Origin of the sequence: Legionella sp. W10-070 (genome assembly GCF_900640175.1) — a bacterium.
Classification (GTDB): domain Bacteria; phylum Pseudomonadota; class Gammaproteobacteria; order Legionellales; family Legionellaceae; genus Tatlockia.
On the sequence record NZ_CAAAJC010000012.1, the window covers coordinates 1 to 19769 of the forward strand.

Below are 19769 nucleotides of genomic sequence, written 5' to 3' on the forward strand. Positions count from 1 at the left end.
GGCGACCATAGCGGTCTGGAACCACCTGAATCCATCTCGAACTCAGAAGTGAAACAGACCCGCGCCGATGATAGTGTGGGGTCTCCCCATGTGAAAGTAGGTCATCGCCAGGGCTTTTTTTCTTAAGCGGCTTATTGCCGCTTTTTTTATACCTGCTATTCCTGTCAAAATTATGATTTGAAGTGCCTGTGATTTTGAAAGCAAAAAATAGCAGCAAGTAGCCTGGGTGAAACGAAATGAAGCCCGAGACTCAGACATTAAACTTTTTATCAAGACTTATAGCTTGAAATCTGCTTGTATATTACTCGCTATGGGTATCCATCAAGACTCCTCAACAGCATATCGTACTGTGCAGAGAATAATAATGATTCTCAATTGCAGTGATTATTGCTATCCTTTTCCTGGCGTTTATAGTTTTGAGCTTAAAGAGGTTCTGCAATGAATCAATATAAAGGTGAATGTTTATGCGGTTCTTGTCGCTATGTCATTACCGGGGAAAAGCCAACAGCGATGTATTTATGCCATTGTAGCCGGTGTAGAAAAGAAACCGGTACAATTCATGGAGCCACTGTTTTCTTTAATAATGCTCAATTATTATGGGAAAAAGGTCAAAGTAACATTACCCATTTCAAGTTAGAGGGGACAAGAAAACAACGTGCATTCTGCAATACCTGCGGCTGTCCACTCCCTAGGCAGGAGAAAGACGCTTATGTGGTTTTACCGGCAGGGACCGTTGATGACGATGCATTTCTAGAACCAACGGCTCATATTTATTACGCCAGTCGCTCATCCTGGGAAGATAAAGTAGCAGATTTGAAACAATTTGATGAACTGCCAGAGAGTGATTAAAGGTCGGATAAGTAGTCATCTTTAAGTTTTACATAATGATTGGCTGAGTACTCTAGATTAGTCCATTCTTCCTCGGTTAGCGGGCGTATTGCACGAGCTGGATTTCCAAGGTATAAATAGCCGCTTTGCAGATGTTTTCCCGGAGGAACAAGGCTTCCTGCAGCGACCATCACATGATTCTCAATATGGACATTATCAAGAATTAATGCATTCATTCCAATTAAGCAGTAATCCTCTATGAGGCAAGCATGCAAAACCGCTTTATGGCCGACAGTAATTCCTTTGCCAAGTATTAATGGCACTCCTCCTGGCGTATAGGGGCCATCATGAGTAACGTGTAAGACTGCACCATCCTGAATGTTACATAAATCATCGATCCTTATGAAATTAACATCACCACGAATTACTGCCATAGGCCATATGGAAACATCATTTCCAAGTGTTACATCACCAATGACAGTTGCTTGAGGATCAATGTAAACTCGTTCTCCAAGGATAGGAAATTTGTTTCTATAAGCTCGAATACTATCCATTTATATTTTAAACCATTGTGACCAGTTCTTCAGAGCTGGTAGGGTGGATTGCAACAGTATTGTCGAAGTCACGTTTACAAGCGCCCATCTTAATCGCGACACCAAAGCCTTGTAACATTTCATCAACCCCATAACCTATCATGTGAAGGCCGACAATCTTCTCATCTTTACCAGTAGTTACCAGCTTCATAACGGTGGGTGTTTTTTCTTCACTGAGTGCATCAGACATGGGATTGAATTTTGTCTTATAAATCTTAATTTGCTCGTTGCCAAATTTGGCAATAGCTTCTTCTTCGCTTAAGCCAACAGAACCAATCGGTGGATGACTGAAGACAACGGAACAAATATTCTCATAATTCAGGTGAGCCTCTTTCTGGCCGCCAAAAAGACGATCAGAAAGCTTACGTCCAGCTGCAATGGCTACTGGAGTTAACGCGGGGGCATCCGTTACATCACCCAGAGCATAGATACCTGGGATAGAACTATTCTGGTACTGATCGACTTCAATAAGCCCTCGTTGATCTTTGACAACGCCTATAGCATCAAGATTAAGATCAAAGGTACGTGGTATTCTACCTACGGCTGCAATGACGGAATCTAAGTCCTCAATGACTGAGCCACTATGGCATTTGATTGTTTTGAGATTATTTTCTTGTAATACAATACTATGTGCCTGGTGGTTAAGATGGGTTTTAATTCCTTGTTGTTGCATGATTTCCAGCAATGTTTCCCCTAATGTGGAATCAAATCGTGTGAGTGGGCGGTCGCCTCGTATAAGTAAATGGGTTTCTGCCCCCAGGCTGTGTAGCAAGCCTGCTAACTCAACACCTATATAGCCGCTACCAATAACGGCTACTTTATCAGGTCTTGCAGAAAGTGAAAAAAATCCGTCAGAATCAATAGCATGTTCAATACCGAGGAGATCATGGGGAAGTAATGGCTCGCCGCCTGTGGCAATGATGATATGATCCGCCTGATATTGTTTTCCGCAAACATCAACGGTATTGGCATCCACAAAGACCCCTTTACCATGGAGGTAGGTCATTTTATATTCATTAAAACGCTTGGCATATACTTCACGTAACTTTTCAATATAGGCATTTCGTTTGGCGACTAGCATTTGCCAGTCCAGCTTCATTTCACTTGGGTGAAAGCCGTAGTCAGGTGATTTTCTTAATGCCTCAGCTATCATGGAAACATTAAACATTACTTTTTTAGGAACGCAGCCGAGATTAACACAGGTTCCTCCCAGATGTTGTTCCTCAACTACCGCAACACTGGCTCCATGTCGAGCGGCCCGTACGGCGCTGGCGATGCCACCACTGCCGCCACCTAAAACAATCAAATCAAATTTCATATATCCTCATCTGGATTTGTTATGTAAGGTTATTTCCCTATAAGGCAGGATAGGGTGTGGATTGTATACTATTTCATATTAAAGATCAGATTACCAGAATATGAGACAGTTCTGGTAATCCCGTTAATTGGTCAGTGTTAGTTATCTCAGTTAGAAGGTTTAAACACAGTGGATGATGGCTCGATGGATTCTGCATTGGTCGATTTTTTTCTTCTATCAAAAAAAGCGGAGTCTTGGGGTGTAGCCTCTTCATCTTCTAAATAGCGTTTTCTGGTTTGTGAGCGATTAGCTTCTTCCAATGCCATGCTGGCTTCTTTATTATTCAAATGCGTATCGGCGCGATAAAGCCAGGTTTTGGAGGATGTTACATGGTCATAATTTTTCCGCAAAATTTGATCAAAAAGCGTGTAAGGTATTCGATGAATCATCCTGGGGAGCTCTGGATAACTCGCGTTATTGGGGTCGATAAAGTAGATATTGCCGTCATCATCATTTAACTCTGCTCCAATAATCCTTATCACATGCGTATCAATATCTTCTTCAGCAGCAACAGCAACATTGTCAAAAATCAGATAACCTTTTTCATCCTTCCCTGAATATTCTACAAATGGCGCTTTTTCCGAATTGACCTCTATATTGGAAGTAACAGTAGCGATAAAGTGTGTTTCTCGCAGAGCCTCCAGTAGGGATTTTAGTCCGTACCTTGGGTGCCAGTCTGTGGCGGAGTAACCTTGGAGATGCCAAATATGAGCATGGAGGGCATTATCATAGAAGGATGCTTTATCTTCCAATGCCAAATCGTTAATAGCCACCCCATTTGCTATGAGCTCTTCAGCTACGGCTTTTGCTATGTCGAAATCAAATGTTTTAGCTGCTTTTTGGGCTGCATTTAAAAGTGCTTCTGATTGACGATTGATGGCAAAATAAGTCAGGTCATCTTCTTTACTAGCTATGAATTCAGTAAGAAGGTTACGATGGGTTATGGAGAAGTTACTGGAGTTATCCAAAATGGATTTGGCAAAATGCTTCTCGGATTTATGTATATCAGGATTGAAGTATTGATTAAATTTATCGATAAGCTCATCTTCCTCTGCTTTCTCTTTTGTTAGTGTTGTGGTTGTTTTGCGGTAATCGGAAATTAATATTTCATTGTAGCGTTCCGGACCTGGAAAAAATTTGCCATAGAATTGATATTTAGCTGCTACAAATGCGCACACACCTTCTTTTTGTGCCGATTGGATTTCTGCTGTTCTTGACTCAGGTAGTTGGACGAGGTTTCCTTTATTATCGAGATAGGAAAGCGTCTTCCCCAGTGATTTGAGTCCGGCTGTTGTCGAGTCGCTTTGATATAATTTGCCACCGGGGACTTTGTGAATAACTTTATTTTCCGAATTTACATAAAAGTCTGGCATGGAGTTAGTTACTATAATTTTGCTTAAATTGTCTCATAAGGCCACGACATGGAATTTTTGCAATCATAGATAAAAAATAGCCTGCACTTTTAGAAGAGCTGAAATACCCATTAGCTTCCATTATACTAATTAAAAAATATCAGAGATTCTATGAAAGCTAGATATCCGTTCATTATTCTGCTGGCAGTAATGGCAATAAGCTGTCAGCAAACTGAAAAACGCAGCTACCAAGGTTATGTGGAAGGCGAGACGGTCTATCTGGCTTCACCTAATTCAGGAATTCTTGAAAAATTGTTTGTTGACCGAGGGGACAAGGTAAAGAAAGGGCAACTACTTTTTCAGCTGGATGAAAATCCTCAGGCGTTAATTGTAAAGCAAAACCAAGCCGATTTATTGCAGGCGCAAAAAATTCTCAATGACCTGGAACAACCACGTCGAAACCCTGAAATTGCGGCTATCAAGGCGCAAATTGAACAAACTGATGCCAGGTTAAAGCTTACAGAAATCAGAGTTCACCGAATGCAGGAACTTTTTAAAAAAGGGGCTACGGATAAAGACAGCCTGGATGAAGCCATCGCTCAGCATAAAGAACAGCAACAGCTTAAGGCTCAATATCAATCTAACCTTGAGCTGGCAAGGCTTGGCAGTCGCGATGAGCAAATTAAAGCGCAACAAGCTCAAGTTACTTCATTACTTGCCAAGCTGAATGAAGCTCGTTGGCAGTTGGAGCAAAAAAAAATGTACTCATCTGATGACGGTTATGTTTTTGATACCTACTATCAGGTTGGTGAATTCGTAGGAAGTCAACAGGCGGTATTATCCATCCTGTCTCCTGAAAATACTCGTATCGAATTTTATGTTCCTGCAGAAAGTTTGCCGCTATTAAAGAAAGGGCAAACAATCCGGTTTATTTGTTATGGTTGCTCTGAAACAAGTAACGCAATAATCACTTATATCTCCCCTGAGGCAGAGTATGTACCCCCGTTAGTTTATAGTCGAGAAAATAGTGATAAGCTTGTTTTCCGGATCAAGGCAAGGATTATGCAGCCTGAAGCGTTTAAACCAGGTCAACCCGTAACGGTAATATTGCCATGAATCAAGAAGAGCCTGTTATTAATGTCAGTAATCTGCGTAAATCGTTTGATGAAAAGATAGTCGTCAACGATATTGCCTTACGCGTTAATAAAGGCGATGTTTTCGGATTTTTAGGACCTAATGGCAGCGGGAAAACCACCACTATCCGGATGTTATGCGGACTGCTCACACCTGATGCAGGCCAGGGAACCTGTTTAGGCTATGATATTTTGACGGAGTCTGAAAAAATAAAACAACATGTTGGTTATATGACGCAGAAATTTAGTTTCTATACTGATTTGAGTATTGAGGAAAACTTAAATTTCATTGCCCGTGTTTATAACATGGATAATAAAAAAGCAAGAGTGGAAAAAGCCTTGCAAGATCTTGGATTGGTTCATCGACGCAAACAACTTACAGGACAATTGTCTGGAGGCTGGAAACAACGCGTTGCCCTTGCTGCTTGCCTGCTTCATGAACCTGATTTATTACTTCTGGATGAACCCACTGCAGGTGTAGACCCAATCGCTCGTCGTGAATTCTGGGATCGGATCCATGCATTAAGTGAACAGGGAATTACTACATTGGTTTCAACTCATTATATGGATGAAGCGGAGCGCTGCACTTGCCTGGCATATCTGGCTTATGGTGATTTACTGATAACCGGGACGGTTAAAGAGGTGATTGAGAAAACAGGACTCAGCACATGGCAGATTGATGGCAAGGTCACTACTTCGTTGCTGCAGAAGACTAAACAGATAAAGGGAATAACTCAGGCTGCGTTATTTGGCAATAAAATTCATATCTGTGGTTATGAGCAGTTATTGATAGAATCAGAATTGGAAGCGCTGGCCAAAGAACATCCCATCGTCTGGAAGGCAATAGAATCTACCTTGGAAGACGCGTTTATAAGTCTTGTGAAGTCTCACGGAGAAGTCGATTGAAGATTTTATCAATCCCCCGCCTGCTAGCTGTCATCGTCAAAGAATTTATTCAAATGGGGCGAGATAAAGCAACGTTTGCAATGATTATTGGTATTCCCTTGATTCAATTAATATTATTTGGCTATGCGATCAATACAAACCCGCGAGATTTACCAACCGCGATTGTGAATCCGGACCATAGCGATTTAGCTAGACGGATCCTTGCTGGCATGGAAAAATCGACCTATTTTAAATTTATAAAGCCCGCATCAAGTGAGGCAGAGGCAGATGATTTATTAAATAGAGGTGTAGTACAATTTGTAGTCAATTTTCCACCTGATTTTTCTAATGACCTGGTGAGAGGTTTAAAACCTACCCTATTGCTTGAAGCTGATGCCACTGATCCGGCAGCAACCAGTCGGGCAGTTAATGTATTTGCAGAGCTCGCTTCTTTGGTACTGAAGGAAGAATTAGTCGGACCGCTCAATCATTTGGCCGCATCATCACCTCCTTATATTCCTCTGGTGCATGCGAAATATAATCCCCTGGCGATTACTGCCTATAACATTGTACCCGCTTTACTGGGTGTTGTATTGACTATGACAATGGTGATCATTACCGCGTTGGTTATTACAAGGGAATTTGAGCGGGGAACAATGGAAAATTTACTGGCCACTCCGCTTCGGCCTATTGAGGTCATGTTAGGAAAAATTATTCCCTATATTATTGTCGGTTATATGCAGGTGTTGTTGATTTTGTTAACAGCAAAGACCCTGTTTGGTGTACCCATGCAGGGAAGTATTCTGCTGTTACTTGTTCTTTGCTTACCGTTTATTGCTGCAAACCTGTCAATGGGATTAACTTTTTCAACGCTTGCATCCAATCAACTGCAGGCAGTGCAGGGGGCAATGTTTTTCTTTTTGCCGTCTATCTTATTATCGGGTTTTATGTTTCCCTTTCGCGGGATGCCTGAATGGGCGCAGTGGATAGGTGAGCTGCTGCCTTTGACCCATTTTCTGATTATAGTGCGAGGTATTTTGTTGAAAGGGAATGGTTTTATGGAAGTTTGGCGTGAAGTGGTCCCCATCGTTTTGTTTACCCTTGTTATCATGTCGATTGGTTTTAAGCGTTACCGACAAACGCTTGATTAACAAGTCAGTAGAATGAGCCATATCAAAATAAAAATTGCGAAACAGTTTTCTCTACCCTCTCATCAACCAGCACGCTGACATGATCAGCACCAGGCAGCAAGGCTAAGTACCCATAAGGATATTTTTCACAGAAAGTTGTTGATTCATTCGGTTCAATGGATTCATCTTCGGTTCCATGAATACATAAAACAGGGGTTTTTGCACGCATAATATAGTGATGAAAATCAAGATTTTTCAAATCAGTCATGGCATGCTGACGAAAAAGCTCACGCAACAATAAAAAGCCCCTGCTGCTTAGCTTAAAGCGTCTGGCCAATTTGCCAACAGGTGTTCGCATGCGCGTGGGAGAGGCGATAAGTACTACCCGCTCAGGTTCTCTTTCTACATGCCACTCTGGAAATTGACTCGAAAGGTTTAAAGTGTTTAAAAGCATGGAGCCGCCAAATGAGTGGCCAATTACAGAATAAAATGGCCCTAAATGGTTTAATACATGTTTCAGCAGTGATACCGCATCAGTCCAGGGCAATTGCATCCCCTTTGCTTCACCATGTGCCGGGAAATCTAAGGCATAGACATCAAACCCTTGCTGCTGTAGTGTATTTATAAGCCTTATCATGTAAGCGGCTCTTGACATCCAGCCATGAGTGATAAGTATCTTTCGGCCGTGTGATTTAATCGCTGGTGCAAAACGATGGATGACATGGTGTCGCGGAATAGGGCAGTGAATGACCTCTGTGCGTTTTTCTGTGAAAATTTCGCAGGCTTTGCGCGCGAACTCCCGGTATTCCTTTTCAATGGGAAGGTGCAAAGGAGTAATAAATAACTGGTAACATAATTGCGCATGGAGCAGGTCTCTAAATTCTGTCAATGCATTTGCAAGCATATCTAGTCCCTATTTTTGCTACCATAAGTTAATATTAGTTCAGAAATACCCGATTTGGCTATATTTGAAATGAAATGATTTTAATTCAGGGATACTGGACATTTACGAAGATCAATTTAGACTTAGAAACAATTATGGAAAAAGGATTAATTTATGCATACGTCAAACTATATTTATCACCATGGGGAGCAGGAACTGTATGGATTTCTGGCTTATGATGATGAAATTGATCAGTCGCGGCCGGCAGTATTGGTAGTTCATGATTGGTCAGGACGTAATGAATTTGCCTGTGAAAAGGCAGAAATGCTGGCAAAAATGGGCTACGTCGGCTTTGCATTAGACATGTATGGGCATGGGCGTCTGGGAGCCAGTACCCATGAAAAAATGGGGCTTATGCAGCCTTTGGTGAATGATCGTGTTTTATTGCGCGAGCGTATACGTGCCGCTTATGATGCAATAATAGGCATGCCAGAAGTGGATAATAACCGCATTGCAGTTATTGGTTTTTGCTTTGGCGGCCTTTGTGCCCTGGATTTGGCACGTAGCGGGGCTGAATTAAGAGGAGTAGTCAGTTTTCATGGCCTATTGGAGAAACCCAAAGATCTTTCCAATGAGAAAATTTGCGCCAGGATCTTAGTTTTACATGGCTATGATGACCCAATGGTCAAGCCTGAACAGGTTAATGATTTTTGTCGTGAAATGACAGAGGCTGATGTTGATTGGCAAGTCCATATGTATGGGCATACCCAGCATGCGTTTGCTAATCCACATGCTCACGATACCCAACTGGGAACTGTTTATAACGCCAAGGCAGAACGTCGTGCTTTGCAAGCGATGACTAATTTCCTAAAAGAAGTGCTTGCATAATAACCTTAATGGAATTAAACGCATCAAGGTTATTAAGATGCCTATTAGTAATATTCAATCGTTGTAGTTGTTACATCCGCAGGTTCAGTGTCGATGATACTTACCGAATCATAGACAGCACTGGTAACAACGGGAGTTGTCACCACAGTAGAGCGACAACAGCTGGGCCTGGTTACTACAGTAGATGCACAACATTTGGGTGTTCTGACAACAGCAGTTGGACAACAACGTTTGGTTACTACTGGTGTAGAAACGACCCGGGTAGTGACTACCGGGGCTACGGAAACTTGCCTGTATTCAACAACTTCAGTATTGGTGAAACCGCAAGCACTCAAAACGATTGACATAGGTAATAATGCTATCCGTTTCATAATAACCTCAAGTCTGTTCCGATAGCTAAATTGTAGAATATTTGAACAGTTTTTGCCAATCAGGGTTATTCATGGTAATCCTTGGGTGTTTTCCCATTAATGTGATAAAGGAATGTGAGCAATTGAGCCACAGCGATATAAAGTTTGGGGGGGATTTCCTGATTTAATTTAACTTCTGAAAGCAGGGTGGTCAATTGTTCGTTCTGCTGCAAGGGAATACCCTGTTGTTTGGCGACACGGATGATTTGTTCGGCAATCAATCCTTCCCCTTTCGCCGTGACTTTCGGTGCTGATTTGCCGTCATAATGCAAGGCAATGGCTTGTTTTTTTTTCTTTTTCATATGCGTATGTCCAGTAAATGGAGGTTGCTGGTGTCAATATCGCCATCCTGAAGCCCCAGATGCAGTCCCCATAGGCCAAGGGTCAATCCTGAACCTTTGAGTAAATCAGCAAAAATTGGCTGGCAGAGTGCCAGTAATTCCAGTGTTGCCGGGTTATCAGAATTCAGGTTTATATCAATTATTGTCTTCTGCAGTTTAATTTTTGCTTGAATGTCGCCTAAATTTGAAAGATTAACAGCAAAACTGATAGACCAGGCTGAGGCAGATGTGTCTAATTGACGTTCTTCCTGTATTAATAAGGGGATGATTTCTGGACCTTCCTGGGTCTTGACTGGTAAATCGATCATGAGGCTATAGGGCTGATCTGGGGAGTTCAAAAGATGCATTAACTGGCCGGTTTTGATCCTTTCTAACGTTTGTCCCGTTTGCTCCTGCAAAAGCATAAGCATATCATCCAATGACTGATTGTTGAGGGGGCAGGAAGGGAAACGTGGTAAAGGTTGGGGAATTGCGCCAGGTAAAGGCAATGTTTCATCCTGATAAGATGCTTTCATTGGGTTATTAGATGAAACGGAGGAAATGCTTCCTTCTTCACATAACAGCGCCAAAAGGCGTAGGCACTGCGCTTTAAAATCCTGCTCTGCAATGTCGTTGGTTTTATTATGACGCCATTGGAGCAACACATTTTCCAGAAAGAATCCGCTATGAACGAGAGCCTGGGCTAATTGCTGCGGAAGCTGGTTGAGTGGTGAAATACTGCCTAATAATTGTTGAATTTGCTGTTGAATTGCTGCGGGTATATTGGGCATATTTTCAAAAGCACTTAGTGTTGCAAATAAATAAGTGGCTGGAGCCTGCCTGGGAATTGCCTGCGCCAAAGCCGTTTGTATCGGATTTAACGAGGATGGTTTTTCCCCTAATATTTGCAGGACAACTTCTCCTTTTGTTTGGATTACCTTGGCTTGCAGTAACTCGCCAGGGGTTAAATGATGCGAGGTTTTGGCATTAATATTCTGGCCATTGATATTAATCAGTACCTGACTTTCGCTTAGCGCCTTTACAACAACCGTTTTTAAAATTTGACCTACATAAAGCTCCGTATCGGCTTTAGTAATTTTCAATTCCTGTGTAGGATTTAACCTAACAATGGGATTATATGAAATATCAACCGCCATCTTCGTTCCTTTAACTGAATTTTCTTGTCATTTATAAAGGCATTTCACTATACTGATGCCCATTGTATCGGCTGAGATGTTAATTGCTTGATGCTACCAAAAGGATATTCAGGATATAAGACAGGGTGCTAAGATGCTAGATAGAGCGAGTGTAGTCGATGAACAATTTATCCGCCGCGTAAAGCAGGCAGATTTTCCTTCTATTAGAAGTTCCTCCACTCCCCTGGAGGCAGGGGTAAACAAGAAAACTGCTATTGAATTATTCGATTCCCAAATTAAATCGCGTTTATTGGATCTTATTTCTCGTCAGCTGAAAGAGAAAGGCTTGTCCTATTATACTATAGGTAGCAGCGGTCATGAGGGTAATGCAGTCCTGGGGAAAGTGTTTCGATTAAGCGATATGGCTTTTTTACATTATCGCAGCGGCGCTTTTTATTTACAGCGTGCAAAACAATTGTCGAGTTCTGATGGGGTTCGCGATATTTTACTTTCTTTAGTGGCTGCAGCTGATGACCCCATCGCTGGTGGCCGGCATAAGGTCTTTGGCAGTGTCTCCTTAAATATTCCGCCACAGACTTCTACTATTGCTTCACACCTGCCTAAGGCATTGGGTGCTGCGTTATCCATTACTCGAGCCAGGGAACTGTCAATCAGCAGTAAATTACCTGATGATGCGCTTATTCTCTGCTCCTTTGGAGATGCTTCAACGAATCATGCATCAGCCCAAACTACACTCAACGCCTGCTCCTGGATTGCAACCCAGTCTTATCCCCTGCCATTAGTGCTGATTTGTGAAGATAACGGGATTGGCATTTCAGTCCCCACGCCTGCTGATTGGATAGAAGCGTCAATAAGCCAACGTCCAGGATTGAATTATATTGCTTGTGACGGTTTAAATATCGCTGATGTTTATCAGAAAGCAATGCAGGCAGAGCAGTTGGCAAGAATTAAAAAACAACCGGTATTTTTGCATGTGAAATGTGAGCGTCTGTTAGGCCATGCTGGCTCTGATATTGAATCCCAATACTCCAGTCAGGCTGAAATAGAGCATCGGGAAGGGAATGATCCTCTGCTTTATACGGCTGGCATTTTATACCGTGAAGGCTGGATGAGCACCAAGGCAATGCTCAGTTTGTATGAAGACAACCGAACGCTGATTGAAGCGAAGGCAATGGAGGCCATTCGGTTGCCGAAAATGAATAGCGCCCAGGAAGTAATGTCAGCATTACTGCCAAAAACGCGTAACAAGCGCGTGTATTTGCCACCTGATGAAAGCCGGCGTCGGAAGATTTTTGCCAGTGCTTATAACCAATTAGCCATGAAGCGTAATTTATGCCAGAACATTAATTTCGCTTTAACGGATTTAATGATGCAATACCCCAATATGCTGGTATTTGGTGAGGATGTGGGCAAAAAGGGAGGCGTTTACCGGGTGACAGCGGATTTGCAGGCACGATTTGGCCAGCGGCGAGTGTTTGATTCGCTGTTGGATGAAACTACAATTCTGGGAACCGCTATTGGCTTGGCGCATAACGGGTTTATCCCTGTGCCGGAGATTCAGTTTCTGGCTTATCTGCATAATGCGGAAGATCAGTTACGGGGTGAAGCCTCTACTTTATCCTTCTTTTCCAATGGGCAATACCAGAATCCCATGGTTATTCGTATTGCCTCTCTGGCGTATCAGAAGGGCTTTGGCGGTCATTTTCATAATGATAATTCCATTGCCATATTACGCGATTTACCGGGGGTTATTGTCGCATGTCCGTCTAATGGACCGGATGCGGCGATGATGCTGCGCACCTGCATGAAATTGGCTCATCAAGACGGGCGGGTAGTGGTGTTTTTAGAGCCGATTGCTTTGTATATGACCAAAGATTTGCATGAGACAGGAGATAATGGCTGGTTATTTGAATACCCTGCGATAGAAAAAACTATCGACATGGGCGAGGTCGGAGTTTATGGTGAAGGTGATACAGTTATCCTGAGTTATGCAAATGGTTATTATCTATCCAGGCAGGCAGCCAAGTTATTAAAAGAACAACATAATATCAGCGTGAAGGTAGTTGATCTGCGCTGGTTAAGTCCCTTGCCTGCGGAAGCCCTGTTGCGCGAAGTTGCCAAAGCCAAGCGGGTGTTAATTGTTGATGAAGGGAGGCAAAGCGCATCACTTAGTGAGGGATTAATCACCTTGTTGGTGGAGCAGGCTTCAAGCCGTTTAAAAATAAAACGAATTACTGGAGAAGATTGCTTTATTCCATTAGGCGCTGCCTGGCAATATTTGTTACCTAGCCGCGAGTCAATTATTGCGGCGGTGCTGGCATTACATTCAGTGAAAAGGGAGAAGGAACGTGGACGATTTGTTATTTCTTGATGAGCAGCTACATGATGATGAGCGCATGATTCGCGATAGTGTTTCACGTTTTGTCAGCCAGGATGTGATACCTTTGATGGAAGATGCTTTCGAGCATGCAGAATTTCCCCAACAACTGATTAAAAAATCGGCTGATTTGGGGTTGTTAGGTCTAACCTTGCCTGCCGAATACGGAGGGGCTGAAGCTTCTTACGTGGCTTATGGCTTAGTTTGTCAGGAATTAGAACGTGGCGACAGCGGTTTGCGCAGCTTTGTTTCAGTACAGAGTTCATTATGCATGTACCCTATTTTCCGTTATGGAAGTGAAGAACAAAAGAAGCGCTTTTTGCCTGCAATGGCGGCAGGGGATGTTATTGGCTGTTTTGGTTTGACAGAGCCTGACTCGGGCTCCGATCCGGGCAGCATGAGAACTTATGCCAAAAAAGTCAATGGCGGCTGGTGTTTGAACGGTGCCAAAATGTGGATTACCAATGCGCCAATTGCCGATATTGCCATTGTTTGGGCTAAAACCGATTCAGGTATTCGTGGTTTCATTGTCGAAAAAGAATTCAAGGGTTTCAAGCGCTTGGAAATTAAGCATAAAATGTCGTTACGTGCTTCAATTACCGGTGAGTTGGTTTTTGACGATGTGTTTGTTCCTGATGAGAATCTCTTGCCTTTAAGTGATAAGGGGCTAGGTGCTGCTTTAAGTTGCCTAAGCCAGGCTCGCTATGGCATTGCCTGGGGGGCAATGGGGGCGGCGATGGCTTGTTTTGATATTACGCGTGACTATTTATTGGAGCGTAAACAGTTTGCAAAACCGCTGGCCTCTTTTCAGCTGATCCAAAAAGATCTGGCTGATATGTATACTGAGGTTATTAAAGCACAATGCCTTAATTTGCAGATTGGCCGTTTGAAGGATGAGCAGCGTGAAACACCGGTTATGATTTCACTGGCAAAGGGGAACGCCTGCCGGGAAGCGTTAAAAATTGCAAGAGCTTGCCGCAACCTCCTGGGGGGCAATGGCATAAGTCTTGAATATCATGTTATTCGCCATATGCTTAATTTAGAGTCTGTATTCACTTATGAAGGGACTGATAATGTGCATACTTTGGTGCTTGGGCGTCACATTACTGGCATTAATGCTTTTGGTTAAAGTTTTGTTAATCAGGGCTTCAGCCGTCTTTTCTGCAGGTTGAAATTTGGTTAGCAGTCAGCGGCGCCAAAATGGCGCCGATATTTGTTTAAAATAAGGTTAACTCATCTTCTTCAATATAGAACCAGTTTTTCCTTGCTCAACAATTGCCCTGTTGGCTTCCTTGTCTTGAAGTAGATTATCAATTTCCCGAATCTTATCTTCGCGAGGATATCCCTTAGGAAAGAAGGGAATTCGATAGGAAGTCTTCCGTCCCTCTAATGCTTCTTTATGTTTCAGAAGGTGAAACTTTTGCCACCAGGACAGATTGTAACGACGAGCATTGTTAGATGCTTCTATTGAGTCAGGAGAAGGCTTGGTTATTTCCTCCGCTTCTTCACTATCTTCAGAGGACGACAAAACCAAATCAATTGGGTCTAAGTCTGTTGAGTCATTGGATGTTTTTTCGCCTGACGTTTCAAGAGAGGACATTTTTTCTTTTCCTTTCAACTCGCTTGAAGCAGGGATCTGGTTTTCCTGCCCTAGATCAGGGTAATCTGCAAGTTTCAGCAGGAGTTCTTCAGATTCTATTTCGGAGAGGTTGAGAAAATTTGTTCCGCAAGCGTAGCCTTTACTATGAGTTTCTATTTTTAATAGCAGGTAGTTTTTACTATCTTTGAAATTTGCACATATCAGACTAAAACTCTGATTATCAGGTGCTGCAAGCTGATATTCACAATGGGCTTCCAATTTTTTGCCTGAAACAATAGGCATTTTTTTCCAATGTTCTTTTTCAAGCATAAAAAATGAAAGAATGCCTGTTTCATCGGTTCCAAATTTAAAATAATGCCCGTTGTTGTTAGAAAAATACTTAAACATATCTTCTCCATTTTAAATAGATAATAAATTGTACAATTTAAATCTTAAGGGAGGGTTAATTGGTTTTGAAAAATCATTGAATTTATTATTCTCCGGCAACCGTTCCATTGAGGAATCAGGTATAAATAGTCATTATGAAAAGGAGGAGTTATTTTTTTAAGGTCTTTTTGTTTAATTTATGGCTAAATAGTGTTATTATTGACTTTCTTTTGACTTTAATAGACCTATATGAAGATGATTTTTTCTATTTTAGGTGGCGTTTTATTAATAACGAATGCTTTTGCTGCATCGCAAATACCCCAATTTAGCCCCTATGCGGATATCACTATCAATACTTACTGGGATCCACAAACCCAAAATATGGAGCCGATGAATGTTGCCAGTATTGCAACTGAGCAGGGAATTAAGGCTTATCATTTGGCATTTATAACCGATAGTGGAAATTGCCAGCCTGCCTGGGGAGCTCAAGCCACTTATAGTTTAGAAAATCAATGGGGAAAACACTTAACTGACATGCTCGTGCAAAATGGTGTGGATATTACTGTTTCCTTTGGTGGGGCCAGTGGCAATGATATTTCTTTAAACTGCAATAAGAACCAGTTGATGACGATATTTGAGCAGGTTATAAAATCTTATCAAGCAAAGGCGTTGGATTTTGATATTGAAAATGGAACTGCAGATGTGTCTAAACTAATGCAGGCATTACAAGATTTTCAACAAAAAAATCCCGACATTCAATTAAGTTTCACCCTGCCTGTTTTGCCTGAAGGATTGACCTTCCAAGGTAAAGAAGTTCTAAAGGCGGCAAAAGATACTGGTTTAAATTACCAGGTGAATATTATGGCTATGGATTATGGCCCTGCCTATAATGGTGACATGGGGGCTTATGCAATTCAGGCTGCTACTGCTTTACATGATACGTTACAAGCACTTTATCCTGATAAGTCCGAAGCTGCCTTATGGAAACAAATTATAGTAACCCCGATGATTGGCGTTAATGACATCAACACGGAACAATTTACCTTGAAAAACGTAGATGCCTTACGTCAATTTGCCCAGCAGAAACATCTCGGAGGATTAGCCATGTGGTCAATTGCTCGAGATAAACCTTGTGCTGACAAATGGGCCAGTCCTGTTTGCAGCGGCAGTAATCTGCAGACAAAGGAATATGAATTCGTGAGACATTTCCTGGCTCCCTTACCTGAAACTCAAACCCATTAACTTTATCATGACAAAATTGGCGGATGTCATTTCCATGCATCCGCATTAATTCACTTCGTTGTTTTGGCAGAGAATCTATACCCAGTTAACCTGGCAGAATAATTAAGATAAGAAACTAATTATAGAATAGAGAAAGCTTGGCCTTGTTATTTAATACAAGACAAGTTATTATTCGCTTCCATCGGGGCGTAGCGCAGCCTGGTAGCGTACTAGCATGGGGTGCTAGTGGTCGAAGGTTCAAATCCTTCCGTCCCGACCATCAATTCCCCTTTAAAATCAAGCAGTTACACAATCAAATCAAAACACTTTTTCCACGCTAATAAATTTTAGGTACACTTCTAGGTACACTTTTTAAAAATTCTGAGATATACCAATCCCGGGTCTGATTTCCAACTTGTATTAAAATACGATAATGCGCCCAGTTCAATTTGGACCGCAATGAGGTCCAAATTGGAAACTTTAGGTGACTTTTTTATGGGGTGCGTTAAGCAATTAAAAGACAAAAAAAAGCAGGCCTGAAGCCTGCTCGTCTAATGTATTGGTAATGTTAAGAGGCATCCCTCTCACCATTTAAAATGGTTTGCTCAATCCATTGTTCTATTTCATCGCTATGCCAAGCCAGCGTTGTGCCATTGAGTTTGACAGGGCGAGGGAACTTATCTGTAAGCCACCAACGACGTAATGTTACTCTATTTCTGCCGATCATTTTTTCAAGGTCTGGTATGAATAATACTTTTTGTGAAATTCGCTGTTGTATTCCTTCCATCATGGTGATCTCCTTTGCATCAAGTTCTGTTCTGGTATTAGTATTGGCTTGGTCGTAAGACTTCTCGTTATTCACTGTTTTAAACATAAACTGGTTCATAATAAAAATTCCTTCTTTATTAATGAGGGCTATCCCGCTAAAGAACGATTTTTGGGATTCGTGTTGAGCTCAAGAACAATTTGATACAGCTTCAGCAATTGCACCTCTGATTTGAAATTGCATGGTGCGGAATCATGGCAGTATATGGCTCGAATGTTGTCGAGGGGTGTTTCGGAAAGATCTGCTATATTTTTTAGTGTGTAGTGTGTGGAATCCAGGATGTACCGTATAATTCCTCTATAAATTTGTAACTTTATGGTTGAGTCTTTCATTCTATAAGTCCTTTACAATAATTAATATAAGCCATAAAATGATACATTGAAATCATATTAATGATATGTGTATATCATTAATTCAGAATAATATGATATGTTGATATCATTGTAAAGGGGTATTTATGAGTATAGATAGTTTCTCAATAGAGATGGAAGTTCGTGATAATGAACTTGACGCTCAAGGCATTGTAAATAATGCAAATTATATGATTTATCTTTCACATGCTAGACACAAGCATGGTGAGCTATTGAATATCAACCACACTGAATTTGCTAAACGAGGATTAAAATTGATCGTGACCTCATGTACGATGAAATTCAAAAACTCATTAACTGCGAATGACTCATTTATCGTGACAAGCAAGATTACTGAAGGTGAGCTTCCGTTCCACTGGGCGCACAAGCAAGATATAAAAAGAGTCAGTGATGGTGCAGTCATTATGAAAGCTATATTTAACGCAACATGCGTTAACAGCAATCCTGATGCTGAATCAAAGCTATTTATTCCCCCTGAGATTGAACAACTTATTTCATGACAAGAATTGAAAAAATTATTCTAGCGGCGCTGATATCATCAGCTTCTGTAATGGCCTCTTTTATTAGCCCAGAGCTAGCGTTAATTAAACAATTTTTCTCATTGTCAAAGAATCAACTTAGCTATGTCATGACTTTTTACTTGGCGGGTTATTTATCTGGCCAAGTGGTATGGGCTTATGCCTCAAATAGAATTGGCAGGTTACTCAGCATAAAGCTCGGTATGGCCACTTCTATCCTGGGTGCAATAGTCATCATTGTTGCCATGAAAACAGAATCATTTAATTTGTTTTTATTGGGACGAGTATTGATTGCTCTAGGACTTGCTTCAGGATTGGTGTGTGGATTTACCATGATTAAGGAAAAGCTATCAGATCATGAGAGCAAGCCATACTTATCAATAATCGCTGTTGTTTTTACTGCATCAATTTATTTTGCGATATTGTTGTCGGGATATCTTGTTAAGTTTACGTCACTAGATTTTGTAATGTACTTCGTGTTTCTTTATAACACGGCTATGTTCCTTCTTTGCTTTTACATGAATAACAATCCCTTGCAGCCTCAATTCGCTGGAAAACTAAAATCCTTAGTAAATATTGAATTACAACCTAAAGTTATAGTCTTTTCTTTAGTGCTTTCCATAACAACAATTATTTCATACAGCTACGCACTGTATGCGCCAATTATCACTAATGAATTGTTTTCTATGTCACCCACAGAATTTGGTATCTGTAGTTTAAGTAACATGATTTTTATACTCTTAGGTGGGGTACTGTATCTGAAGTTAGCCAAAAAATTACCAGAGCATGTGATCATTTCGTTTGGGCTTTTAATAATAATTGCTGCATGCTCAGCCTCTCTTTTAGCGGCAAAATTGAACATACAGATGACTACTTTTGGATTTTTTATTTTGTGTTCTTTATTAAATTTAGCAAATGGCGTGATCTACCCAGCAGCAACCTTTAAAGCACTAGAGTTTGGGATCTGCAAGGCAACTTCGTCCGCTATAATGAATTTAATTAAACTGACTATGCCTATAATTGCTTTATATTCATCAGCCCATTTTGCTGTAAAAGAATTAACAGCATTTGCATTAACAATTCTTTTGTTTGCAGTCTCATATCTCTTTATATTGCAATTAACAAAAATTCGGTTACCACGATTATTTCGAGATAAACTGGCGCAATGATTTAAAAACTGCGGCTCTGTTTCTAAGTATGGAAAGGCCAAAATTGAAATCAGAATACTTTCCGGCGACACTCAAAATAATCCTTGAGCCATCTGGGTTTGTTGTACAAAACCCTACTCCATGAGTAATGTCTTTATATTGTCTTATTTCATTTAACTCGTTGGCTTTATCGGTGGTAGGCTTGTATAAATCCCAAACCAAGGTAAACGATGATTGATTAGATTGCATTTGAGCATTTGCTTCGCTCAACAAATGGCAGTGCTTATAAAGTCCAGTTGAAGTAAATTCCTCACTCCACTCAGGATTGCTTGATTTTGAAAACAGTACCTTATTATTTTCTGAAAAAATCAGCACTGATGAGTACGTTGCACCAAAATCCATGAGA

At 41.2% G+C, this 19769-nt stretch carries 20 protein-coding genes, 1 tRNA gene and 1 rRNA gene; 12 read left to right on the forward strand and 10 right to left on the reverse strand.

Features of this window, described 5'->3' with window-relative positions:
* Positions 1-113: ribosomal RNA gene (rrf, locus tag E1O65_RS06645) — 5S ribosomal RNA — on the forward strand; the annotation flags it as partial.
* Positions 114-438: 325 nt separating this feature from the next.
* A complete protein-coding gene (locus E1O65_RS06650) occupies positions 439-849 on the forward strand; it encodes a GFA family protein (protein WP_133132820.1) in 411 nt (136 codons plus the stop codon).
* On the opposite strand, the gene E1O65_RS06655 is transcribed toward E1O65_RS06650, so the two are convergent.
* From E1O65_RS06655 to E1O65_RS06665, 3 genes are all read right to left on the reverse strand, one after another.
* The gene (locus E1O65_RS06655) at positions 846-1382 is read right to left on the reverse strand and encodes a gamma carbonic anhydrase family protein (protein WP_133132821.1); all 537 of its coding nucleotides are present in this window, start codon (positions 1380-1382) and stop codon (positions 846-848) included. The two genes, E1O65_RS06650 and E1O65_RS06655, sit on opposite strands and share 4 nt — an antisense overlap.
* Positions 1383-1389: 7 nt before the next feature.
* The gene (gene gorA / locus E1O65_RS06660; RefSeq protein WP_133132822.1) at positions 1390-2739 is read right to left on the reverse strand and encodes a glutathione-disulfide reductase; all 1350 of its coding nucleotides are present in this window, start codon (positions 2737-2739) and stop codon (positions 1390-1392) included.
* 146 nt (positions 2740-2885) lie between these two features.
* Entirely contained in the window at positions 2886-4151 is a 1266-nt protein-coding gene (locus E1O65_RS06665; RefSeq protein ID WP_133132823.1) for a hypothetical protein, read from the reverse strand.
* Positions 4152-4301: 150 nt separating this feature from the next.
* Between E1O65_RS06665 and E1O65_RS06670 the strand changes: the two genes are divergently transcribed.
* The 3 genes from E1O65_RS06670 to E1O65_RS06680 are packed head-to-tail and all read left to right on the forward strand — an operon-like array spanning position 4302 to position 7299.
* On the forward strand, positions 4302-5246 hold the full coding sequence (locus E1O65_RS06670) for an HlyD family efflux transporter periplasmic adaptor subunit (RefSeq protein WP_133132824.1): 945 nt from the start codon (positions 4302-4304) through the stop codon (positions 5244-5246).
* A complete protein-coding gene (locus tag E1O65_RS06675) occupies positions 5243-6169 on the forward strand; it encodes an ABC transporter ATP-binding protein (RefSeq protein ID WP_133132825.1) in 927 nt (308 codons plus the stop codon). The genes E1O65_RS06670 and E1O65_RS06675 overlap by 4 nt, the downstream gene beginning before the upstream one ends.
* Complete coding sequence (locus E1O65_RS06680; RefSeq protein WP_242601551.1) at positions 6166-7299, forward strand: ABC transporter permease; 1134 nt, start codon at positions 6166-6168, stop codon at positions 7297-7299. Before E1O65_RS06675 ends, E1O65_RS06680 begins: the two co-directional genes overlap by 4 nt.
* A gap of 22 nt (positions 7300-7321) precedes the next feature.
* On the opposite strand, the gene E1O65_RS06685 is transcribed toward E1O65_RS06680, so the two are convergent.
* Positions 7322-8182, reverse strand: a complete 861-nt coding sequence (locus tag E1O65_RS06685; protein ID WP_133132826.1) for an alpha/beta fold hydrolase — start codon at positions 8180-8182, stop codon at positions 7322-7324.
* 153 nt (positions 8183-8335) lie between these two features.
* On the opposite strand from E1O65_RS06685, the gene E1O65_RS06690 reads away from it, so the two are divergent.
* Positions 8336-9049, forward strand: a complete 714-nt coding sequence (locus E1O65_RS06690) for a dienelactone hydrolase family protein (RefSeq protein ID WP_133132827.1) — start codon at positions 8336-8338, stop codon at positions 9047-9049.
* Positions 9050-9093: 44 nt separating this feature from the next.
* Here E1O65_RS06690 and E1O65_RS06695 read toward each other — a convergent pair whose 3' ends face one another.
* From E1O65_RS06695 to E1O65_RS06705, 3 genes are all read right to left on the reverse strand, one after another.
* Positions 9094-9420 (reverse strand): hypothetical protein, encoded by a 327-nt coding sequence (locus E1O65_RS06695; protein WP_133132828.1) that lies wholly within the window; start codon positions 9418-9420, stop codon positions 9094-9096.
* Positions 9421-9485: 65 nt separating this feature from the next.
* Positions 9486-9761 (reverse strand): EscU/YscU/HrcU family type III secretion system export apparatus switch protein, encoded by a 276-nt coding sequence (locus tag E1O65_RS06700; protein WP_133132829.1) that lies wholly within the window; start codon positions 9759-9761, stop codon positions 9486-9488.
* Entirely contained in the window at positions 9758-10936 is a 1179-nt protein-coding gene (locus E1O65_RS06705) for a flagellar hook-length control protein FliK (protein WP_133132830.1), read from the reverse strand. Before E1O65_RS06705 ends, E1O65_RS06700 begins: the two co-directional genes overlap by 4 nt.
* A gap of 133 nt (positions 10937-11069) precedes the next feature.
* Here E1O65_RS06705 and E1O65_RS06710 point away from each other — a divergent pair, with 133 nt between their 5' ends.
* Entirely contained in the window at positions 11070-13307 is a 2238-nt protein-coding gene (locus tag E1O65_RS06710) for a thiamine pyrophosphate-dependent enzyme (protein ID WP_133132831.1), read from the forward strand.
* 25 nt (positions 13308-13332) lie between these two features.
* The gene (locus E1O65_RS06715; RefSeq protein WP_207384235.1) at positions 13333-14442 is read left to right on the forward strand and encodes an acyl-CoA dehydrogenase family protein; all 1110 of its coding nucleotides are present in this window, start codon (positions 13333-13335) and stop codon (positions 14440-14442) included.
* Positions 14443-14541: 99 nt separating this feature from the next.
* On the opposite strand, the gene E1O65_RS06720 is transcribed toward E1O65_RS06715, so the two are convergent.
* The gene (locus tag E1O65_RS06720; RefSeq protein ID WP_133132833.1) at positions 14542-15300 is read right to left on the reverse strand and encodes a hypothetical protein; all 759 of its coding nucleotides are present in this window, start codon (positions 15298-15300) and stop codon (positions 14542-14544) included.
* A 228-nt stretch (positions 15301-15528) separates the two neighbouring features.
* Here E1O65_RS06720 and E1O65_RS06725 point away from each other — a divergent pair, with 228 nt between their 5' ends.
* Both E1O65_RS06725 and E1O65_RS06730 read left to right on the forward strand, forming a co-directional pair.
* The gene (locus E1O65_RS06725; protein ID WP_133132834.1) at positions 15529-16521 is read left to right on the forward strand and encodes a chitinase; all 993 of its coding nucleotides are present in this window, start codon (positions 15529-15531) and stop codon (positions 16519-16521) included.
* A 182-nt stretch (positions 16522-16703) separates the two neighbouring features.
* Positions 16704-16780 (forward strand) — tRNA-Pro (locus tag E1O65_RS06730).
* A 288-nt stretch (positions 16781-17068) separates the two neighbouring features.
* On the opposite strand, the gene E1O65_RS06735 is transcribed toward E1O65_RS06730, so the two are convergent.
* A complete protein-coding gene (locus tag E1O65_RS06735; RefSeq protein ID WP_165474923.1) occupies positions 17069-17290 on the reverse strand; it encodes an AlpA family phage regulatory protein in 222 nt (73 codons plus the stop codon).
* A gap of 493 nt (positions 17291-17783) precedes the next feature.
* Here E1O65_RS06735 and E1O65_RS06745 point away from each other — a divergent pair, with 493 nt between their 5' ends.
* Positions 17784-18197, forward strand: coding sequence for an acyl-CoA thioesterase (locus E1O65_RS06745; protein ID WP_133132836.1), 414 nt, complete (start codon positions 17784-17786; stop codon positions 18195-18197).
* Positions 18194-19384 carry an MFS transporter gene (locus E1O65_RS06750; protein ID WP_133132837.1) on the forward strand — a complete coding sequence of 397 codons (1191 nt, stop codon included), beginning with the start codon at positions 18194-18196 and terminating at the stop codon, positions 19382-19384. The genes E1O65_RS06745 and E1O65_RS06750 overlap by 4 nt, the downstream gene beginning before the upstream one ends.
* On the opposite strand, the gene E1O65_RS06755 is transcribed toward E1O65_RS06750, so the two are convergent.
* Positions 19358-19765, reverse strand: coding sequence for a hypothetical protein (locus E1O65_RS06755; RefSeq protein ID WP_133132838.1), 408 nt, complete (start codon positions 19763-19765; stop codon positions 19358-19360). The two genes, E1O65_RS06750 and E1O65_RS06755, sit on opposite strands and share 27 nt — an antisense overlap.
* Positions 19766-19769 lie beyond the last annotated feature (4 nt).